Source organism: Pontibacter sp. BAB1700, assembly GCF_000277005.1.
In the GTDB taxonomy this organism is placed as follows: domain Bacteria; phylum Bacteroidota; class Bacteroidia; order Cytophagales; family Hymenobacteraceae; genus Pontibacter; species Pontibacter lucknowensis.
The window spans coordinates 1-6613 of record NZ_AKIS01000205.1 but is presented as its reverse complement, the minus strand read 5'-3'; the positions used below and the strand labels follow the sequence as shown (position 1 = coordinate 6613).

At 52.7% G+C, this 6613-nt stretch carries 3 protein-coding genes and 1 pseudogene; all 4 read right to left on the bottom strand.

All coding sequences use genetic code 11. From position 1 onward, the window contains the following. Positions 1 to 419: hypothetical protein (locus O71_RS19715; RefSeq protein ID WP_007660532.1), on the bottom strand; the 419-nt coding region annotated here is incomplete at its 3' end. Between the two features lie 104 nt (positions 420 to 523). Beyond that, on the bottom strand, positions 524 to 2365 hold the full coding sequence (gene yidC / locus O71_RS19710) for a membrane protein insertase YidC (RefSeq protein ID WP_007660530.1): 1842 nt from the start codon (positions 2363 to 2365) through the stop codon (positions 524 to 526). Positions 2366 to 2398: 33 nt separating this feature from the next. Continuing rightward, a pseudogene (locus O71_RS19705) lies at positions 2399 to 4010 on the bottom strand (CTP synthase). Between the two features lie 176 nt (positions 4011 to 4186). Beyond that, a partial coding sequence (locus O71_RS19700; RefSeq protein WP_007660524.1) for a zinc-dependent metalloprotease occupies positions 4187 to 6613 on the bottom strand: 2427 nt, incomplete at its 5' end.

Genomic DNA, 6613 nt, shown 5'->3' with positions numbered 1-6613 from the left:
TGCCGGTCTACCACGTAGTGCTCCTGGCAGGTGGTGCCGCAGCCAACGGTAACCACTGTATACCTGCCGGCAAAGTTTATACCTTGTTTCAGGCCTTCCTGCAGGGCTGAGCGGTACTGTCGGACATCAGCATGGCTAGCTTCATCCAAAGGGGCTAAGTGGCCCTGGTAAGTCTCCTGCACCCGAAATGCCTCGTCACTCTGGTAAGCCTCCATACGCAGGCGGTAGCGCTGGTATAGTTCCGGGTTCTCTTCTGATGTGATAGGCATGCGCACCGTGTCACGTTGCAGGTGCTCTTCCAGCTTCGGGTGTGTGCTGGCAATGGTCTTCTCTTCGTCTGTCTGTTGCTGACAGGCAGCTCCAAGTACGGCCACAAAAGACAGTGGCAGCAGGAGGTAGGGTAGTGTGTTCTTTCGCATGTTTCTAATATAGGTATAGGGCTATACGCAAAGCAGCGAAGATGGTCAAACAAAAAAGCCCCGAACTGCTTCGGGGCTTCCTGTAAGGTATAGCACGTGAATGCTTATTTTTTGAGTTTCGGGTTGTTGCGACGCTGCTGCTCTTTGTCGGCTGCGGCACGCATGGCCTCCTGCATACGCTCTGTAAAAGATGGACCGCCGGTTTTCTTCTTCTCTTTGCGCTTGTCACGGTTCTCTTCCAGTTTCGCTCTGATCTTGCCTTCGTCCACAAACTTGCGGATAAGCGCCTGCTGACCGAAAGTCACCATGTTCGATACGAAGTAGTAGAATGAAAGACCTGCCGGGAAGGAGTTAAGCACGAACATGAAGATGATCGGCATCAGGTAGGTATACATCTTCATCGGACCCTGCATCGTGTTCATCTGGTTGTTAGACCAGGTATAGAGGATCGTCGAAGCCGTCATGAGCAAGGTGAACATACTCACGTGGTCGCCATAGAAAGGAATCGTGAACGGCAGTCTGGCGAACACATCATAGGTTGAAAGGTCATCCGCCCACAGGAATGCTTCCTGGCGCAGTTCGATCGAGTTCGGGAAGAAGTTGAACATCGCAAACAGGATCGGGATCTGCAGCAGCATCGGAATACAGCCGCTCAGCGGGTTCACGCCCATTTCGCCGTACAGCTTCATGGTCTCCATCTGCGTCTTCTGCATATCGCCGTCGTTACGCTCCTTAATGGCATCGATCTCAGGCTTCAGCACCTTCATTTTGGCCATCGACAGGAAGGACTTGTACGTCAGCGGGAACAGGATCAGCTTGATGTACAGTACCAGCAGGATGATGATAATGCCGTAATTGCCGATGTAGTTTTCGAGGAAGTCAAAAGCCGGGATGATGATCCACTTGTTCACCCACGAGAAAATGCCCCAGCCCAGGTCAAGGTTCTTGTTGAACTCGTTGCCCATGTGCTTCAGGATCTTGTAGTCATTCGGACCAAAGTAGTAGGTAAACTCGCCTTTGCCGCTCAGCAGGTCAGCCGTCGGGATAAGTATCTGGGAGTTCAGTGTCTTTACAACAGTCGTGTCAGCCGGATTGGTCACCGCCTCCAGTTTAGCACCAGAGAAGGTGTTGGCAGCGATGATACCCGCTGTGAAGAAGTTCTGCTTGTTAGCCACCCACTTCATCGGCTCCGTGATCGTCTCTGTTTCCGTCCCTTCTGAGATAGACAGGTAGTCGAAGCTCTCGTCAGCCGTGTAATAGTTGATGGTAGACTTGGCACGGTTCTGCGTGATGTCTTTCTCAAGCTGCTTCAGGTTATCGTTCCAGATCATGGTCACGTTATTGCCGCTGATCTGGTTGTCAAGGCCTTTGAAATCCAGCTTATAACCTACCTGGAAGCTATTGTCGAACAAGGTATAGATCTGATCAATGGTCTGGCCATTGCCCAGGTCAGCACGGTACGTGATGGTTTGAGCAGGAACTTCGCCTACGTTCACAGTCTGCACTTCAGACGGTGTGAAAAACAGGTCTGACAGGCGGATGTTCTTACCATCGTTTGTGGTGAACTGCACGTCGGTCTGGCTGCTTTCGCGGTCAAACAGTACCAGGGTGTTGCCTCTGTAGTCTTTATAATTCTTCAGGACCACTTCCTCTACCTGGCCACCTTTGCTGTTGAAGGTCACCACCATGTTTTGGTTCTCAAGGGTGGTGGTGCTGGCTTCACCGGTAGCGGCTGCACTGAAAGTGCCCAACGCGGCGGCGCGGCGCACCTGTGCCAGCGAGTCGTCCTCGGCTACAGGAGCGGGTCCCGTCTGCACCTGCTCTACCTTGGCTGTCTGGTCAAATGCCGGAGTGTTGGCTTCTTCGTTCGTTCCCGAGAAGAAGAAGGAGTAAGCCAGCAGGAGCACGGCAATCAATCCAAAGCCAATAGCTTGATTTCTATCCATCTAATGAAAATAATAATGAGTGTTGGTTAATGCTTATTTAGATTTAGTGTAATTCATAGCCGCTTTCACAAACTTCACGAAAAGCGGGTGCGGATTCAGGACGGTACTCTTCAACTCCGGGTGGTACTGTGCTGCCACAAACCACGGGTGGTTCTGCAGCTCGATCACTTCTACCAGTCCTGTGTCCGGGTTTATGCCCGAAGCTACCATGCCGGCATTCTCATAATCGGCTAAGAACTTGTTGTTGAACTCGTAACGGTGACGGTGGCGCTCCGAAATTTTGGACTTGCCATAAATAGAAAATGCTTTTGAGCCCTTCTTTAGTTCACAGGTATAGGCACCCAGTCGCATGGTGCCGCCTTTTTGTGTGATCTGCTTCTGGTCTTCCATCATGTCAATCACCGGGTATGGCGTGTTTGGATCCATCTCAGTGGAAGCGGCGCCCTCCAGCCCCAGCACGTTGCGGCGAACTCTACGGCGGCACACTGCATGCCCAGGCAGATGCCCAGGAACGGTATACCTGCTTCCCGCACAAACCGGATCGCCTCCAGTTTACCTTTAAAGCCGCGCTCACCAAAGCCAGGGGCCACCAGCACACCGTCCATACCTTGCAGCAGGCCAGCTACGTTTTCGTCATTGATGTTCTCCGACTGGAACCACTTGATGCTCACCTTGCACTCGTTGGCTGCACCGGCATGCACGAAAGACTCCACAATGGACTTGTAGGCATCCGGCAGCTCCACATACTTGCCCACCAGACCAATTTTAACTTCTGCGGTAGGGTTCTTGAGCCGACCAAGGAATTCTTTCCAGGTTTCAAGTTCCGGCTCACTTTTGTGCGGCAGCTTGAGTTTCGCGATCACGCGCTCATCCAGCTTCTCTTTGCGCATGAGCAGCGGCACGTCATATATTGTTTCCGCATCGATCGACTCGATCACAGAGTTTTGCTTCACGTTACAGAACAGCGCGATCTTTTTGCGCAGATCAGTAGGTATATGATGCTCGGAACGGCAAACCAGGATGTCTGGCTGCACACCGGCCTCGGAGAGGTCACGCACCGAATGCTGTGTTGGTTTTGTCTTCAGTTCACCGGCTGCCTTCAGGTATGGCACCAGGGTCAGGTGAATCACACAGGTTTCATTTACCCCCAATTCCCAGCGCAGCTGACGAACAGCTTCAATAAATGGCAACGACTCGATATCGCCCACACAACCGCCGATCTCCGTGATCACGATGTCGTATTCACCGGACTCGCCAAGCAGCAGCATGCGGCGTTTGATCTCGTCTGTGATGTGGGGAATTACCTGCACGGTTTTGCCCAGGTAAGCACCCTCGCGCTCCTGCGTGATCACATTGTAGTAGATGCGACCGGTAGTCACATTGTTCGCCTGAGAAGTAGGCACATTCAGGAAACGCTCGTAGTGGCCCAGGTCCAGGTCAGTCTCTGCGCCGTCTTCGGTCACGAAACATTCGCCATGCTCATAGGGGTTGAGCGTGCCCGGGTCGATGTTGATATAAGGTCGAATTTCTGGATTGTTACAGAGAAGCCCCTTGCCTGCAGCAACTTAGCAAGAGAAGCGGAGATGATACCTTTACCAAGAGAGGAGGTAACGCCTCCTGTAACAAAAATATATTTAGCAGCCATAAGTTAGGTTAAACTTTATGGGCTACAAAGGTACAAGATATATTTGATTTTGTGGCACCGATTCCCATTGTTCTGAAATTGCATAGGATATCTTTCTTAACATTCAACAAATACTATAAATAAAAAGCCCCAGCCAAAGTGGCCGGGGCTTTCTGTATCATACAAAAACAGGAAATTTAACTTTTCGGGTTCAGGATGTTGTCAATACGTACCAGTGCATCCTGCAAGTGGTACTTCGTCATGCTATCCTTCGTCTTTGGCAAGGAGGCTTTGATCTGGTTGCGCAGGGCCGTCAGCTCGCCGCGTACCATCGGACGGATATCCGACTGCGACACGTTCACCTGTGTGAAGCCCATGAAGGCACGTGCGCCGCTAGGGACTGAGCGCTGCTCTTCCTTCATCAGGTACTCCATACGATCCAGGTAGCCGCGCTGCAGGTTGCGACGGTACATGTCCACCGTTTTGCCGCTGCCGATTTCAGACCACACGCCATTACGCAGGTCAGCCATCATTTCCGGCAAGGTATAGGTCTTGCTGCCCAGTGCCGCCTGTGACTCCAGCAGGCGCTGCATGCGGCCTGGCTCCAGCACATTGTTCAAGATGTTCACCTGCGCCGTGCGGATACGCTCCACCGCACCAGCCGATTCGATCTTACGCAGGATGTTCTGGTCCAGCATCCAGGTAGGAGTGGCAAAGCCCTGCTCGTTGATGAACTTCATGGCACGTTGCTGCTTCTCTTTCGGTACAGCAGCGTACACGTCGCCCTTCTGGTCGTAGGTCTTGTAGTTCTCGTACACCCCGCCGACGTTAGCCGTTACGTGGCCCATGTAGCGGTTCCACTGACCCAGTACCTGGGTGTACATCTCCTGAAGGTCGTCGTAGTTCTTGTTCTCCTCCTTCGTCCACTCCATCAGGTTTGGCATGATGCGCTTGAGGTTCAGGATACCGTAGTGGCTGGCCAGCATGGCGTCATCGCCCAGGTCCTCGGTCTGTGAAGACGGGTCTACCGGATTACCCTGCTGACGGCCGAAGCGGTACATCGGGTCGTTTTCTTTCTCGAGAATCCACTTCGATAGTTTGGCTACATTGTCATAACCGTTCATCTCCGGGAAGTAGGTATAGCCCCATCTTACCGCATGCTTGTCATACACGCCTATACCTGGCATCAGGGCAACACCTTTGTCTTCCGGCTGCGCCACGTAGTTGAAGCGGGCGTAGTCCATGATAGAAGGGGCTGTGCCCATTTCCTGCGTGAACTTCGCATCGCGCAGTTTCTCTACCGGGTAAGCAGCACTGGAGCCCATGTTGTGCGGCAGACCCAGGGTATGGCCTACCTCGTGGGCAGACACAAAGCGGATCAGTTCACCCATCACTTCGTCCTTGAATTTAATGCTGCGGGCATCCGGGTTGATGGCAGCTGTCTGCACGAAGTACCAGTTGCGAAGCAGGTTCATCACGTTGTGGTACCAGCCGATGTGGCTCTCCAGGATCTCGCCGGAGCGCGGGTCGTGCACGTTAGGGCCATAGGCATTCTGCGTCTCAGAAGAGAAGTAGCGGATAACAGAGTAGCGTGCGTCTTCGGTGCTGAACTCCGGATCTTCTTCCGGGGTAGGAGGGTCCTTGGCAATGATGGCATTCTTGAAGCCTGCCGCCTCAAAAGCCTTGTTCCAGTCCTCTACACCCTGCTTCAGGTATGGGCGCCACTTCATTGGGGTGGCCGGGTCGATGTAGTAAACGATCGGCTTTATCGGCTCTACCAGTTCGCCGCGTGCATAAGCCTCCTTGTCTTTCGGCTCCAGTTTCCAGCGTACAATGTAGCGGCGCTTGGCAGCACGTTGCTCGTCAGTACCGTAGTCGGTTTGCGACAGGGTGAAGTAACCTACACGCTCATCAAAACGACGGGCAGGCATAGGCACCTTCGGCAGCAGAAGCATGGAGTGATTCAGCTCTACCGTGATTGTACCTGCATTGGAGTTGGCTGGCGGATCAGTCGCCTCGTAAGTCATCAATGAGCGTGCCTCAATGTTGAGCGGAAAGCTCTTGATGCCCTCCACAAAAGAGCGCTTATCATCCAGTTTCTTTACTTTGTGCGTTTCACGCTGGCGTTTGTTCAAGCCGAGGGCCTGCACGTCTTTCGAGAAGAAGTCAGTCACCTCTACCACCGAAGCACCGTTGTTAAAAGCTTTGATGTCAAATGCCTGGATAACAGGAGCCAGGTTGGAGTTTTGCACGGAGTGGAAGATCTCCAGCGTGTCGCTTGCCACGTTCTGGTAAGAAATCAGGCGCAGCAAAATCCGGTTGCCTTTCTTTTCCCAGCGCAGCATCTGGCGATTGAGTTCCTCACCACCGTAGCCGAGGTTTGTGGCTGTTTTGGCGATACGGCTCACCATGAGCATGTCGCGGTTCAGGAGCGTATCTGGAATTTCGTAAAAGTATTTCTCGTCAATGCGGTGCACCTTAAAAAGGCCTTCGTCGGTTACGGCATTGGGAGTGATGACGCTGGCATATGGTTTTACACCGTTGTCGTCTTTTTTAACAGCCGGGGTAGCCTGCGTGGTGGTTACTTCCTGCTTGGCTTTTTTCTTGTTCTTCTTCTTTTCCTT

Coding starts and splice junctions, on each gene's coding strand:
- yidC (WP_007660530.1), bottom strand. CDS start 2,365: ATGGATAGAAATCAAGCTATTGGCTTTGGATTGATTGCCGTGCTCCTG.